General features: G+C 67.3%; 2 protein-coding genes. One reads left to right on the top strand and one right to left on the bottom strand.

What is annotated here, in order from left to right; translation table 11 throughout:
* A partial coding sequence (locus F0L68_RS37525) for a phosphoenolpyruvate carboxykinase domain-containing protein (protein ID WP_149854672.1) occupies positions 1–244 on the top strand: 244 nt, incomplete at its 5' end.
* A gap of 167 nt (positions 245–411) precedes the next feature.
* Here the strand turns inward: F0L68_RS37525 and F0L68_RS37520 are convergent.
* On the bottom strand, positions 412–852 hold the full coding sequence (locus F0L68_RS37520) for a nuclear transport factor 2 family protein (RefSeq protein ID WP_240543036.1): 441 nt from the start codon (positions 850–852) through the stop codon (positions 412–414).
* Between the last annotated feature and the right edge of the window lie 596 nt (positions 853–1,448).

Here is a 1,448-nt window from a genome sequence, read left to right as displayed (position 1 = left end):
CGAGCGGATCGAGGGCAAGGCCGCCGCGGTGGAGACCCCCATCGGCCACGTGCCGACCCCGGAGGCCCTGGACGTGTCTGGCCTGGATACCCCCGCCGAGGACCTGGCCGCCGTCCTCAACGTCGACGTCGACGAGTGGAAGGCCGAGATCCCGCTGATCGAGGAGTGGTTCGACAAGATCGGCGACAAGCTCCCGACCACCCTGCGCGACGAGCTGGAACTCCTCAAGCAGCGCCTGGGCTGACAGCTTGAACGAAAGGGCCCGGCGGCCGCTATCGACTGCCGGGCCCTTCCGCTACCCACGTTGTTTCACGGGAATCACCAAGCTATCCACAGCCCCACACGCCTGAATTCCCCACTTATCCACAGCCTGTTGAAGAACCTGTGCACAGTCTGTGGACTTGTTGGGGGCTACGAGCCGAACAGCACCGCAGGCTCACCGGTGTGCCACACCTTGTCGATGTGCACCCGCCGCATGACCCACCGGTCGCCGTCGCGAACCAGGTCGACCGCGTAGCGGTTCTTCAGCAGCAGGTGCCGGCTGTGGTCCTCGCTAGGCAGGTGCTGCGCCTCGACGATCGCGGTGAGCCGCGCGGTGTCGCCGGCCAGCTCCACCCGAGGATTGGTCACCACGTGCGTCGTGTCGATCGACGCGAGCGTGCCGAGAATCGTGTCCACAATGGACTCCCGCCCGGTCATCAACGGGAACGACAGCCCGAACTTCGTGGCAACGGGCCGAAAGTCCAGCTCGGCATCCACGGCGAACGACGACGCGAACAGCTCCCGGTCGCGAATGTCCTGCCCGAGGCCGAACCGGTACAGCGCGTCCACCACCTCGGCCCGATCGCGCAACTCACGAACGACAGCGTCCACCCCGGTGGCCCCAACAGCGCGATCAGCAGTCACATACATGTTGTTGTTCTCCCCAGTGCAATCCGGAGCCGCCCCTGCGGCCCCCACTAAGTTCAACACACCCCGCGCCCCACACTCCGCGAGCCGGAACCCCCGACCTCGCCCCACCTATCCACAACCCACCCAGTTACCCACAGCCCGTCCCATGCCACCCGCCCGCACGGCCCCCGGTGGCTACGCTGGCCAAGGGCACGTCCCCCAGGGTGGGTGGGGTATTTCCGCAGGTGGGCGGCCCACATTTCGCACCACCGCACCCCACGCCCCGCTTTTTCACTTCATGACGGTGCGGGCCCGCGCCCCGCGCCCTGCTTTTTCACTTTGTGACGCCGCAGGGCGTGCGAGTTCGCCGTCGGTCCCTGGAGGCGCAGGAGGGTGACGGAGCGAAGCGGAGTCGCCCGAGAAGCCGAAGGGGCCGACTTGAGGCGAACTCGCCCGCCGAGCGAAGCGAGGCCCAGAAACACAGGTAGCTCAGGAACCGGCAGGGAGCTAAGCGAGTCGCCGGCCCGGGCTTTTGTGCCTCCCCCCCAAACCGGGTC

Origin of the sequence: Solihabitans fulvus, assembly GCF_008386585.1 — a bacterium.
GTDB lineage: Bacteria > Actinomycetota > Actinomycetes > Mycobacteriales > Pseudonocardiaceae > Solihabitans > Solihabitans fulvus.
This window is presented reverse-complemented; position numbering and strand designations above follow the sequence as displayed.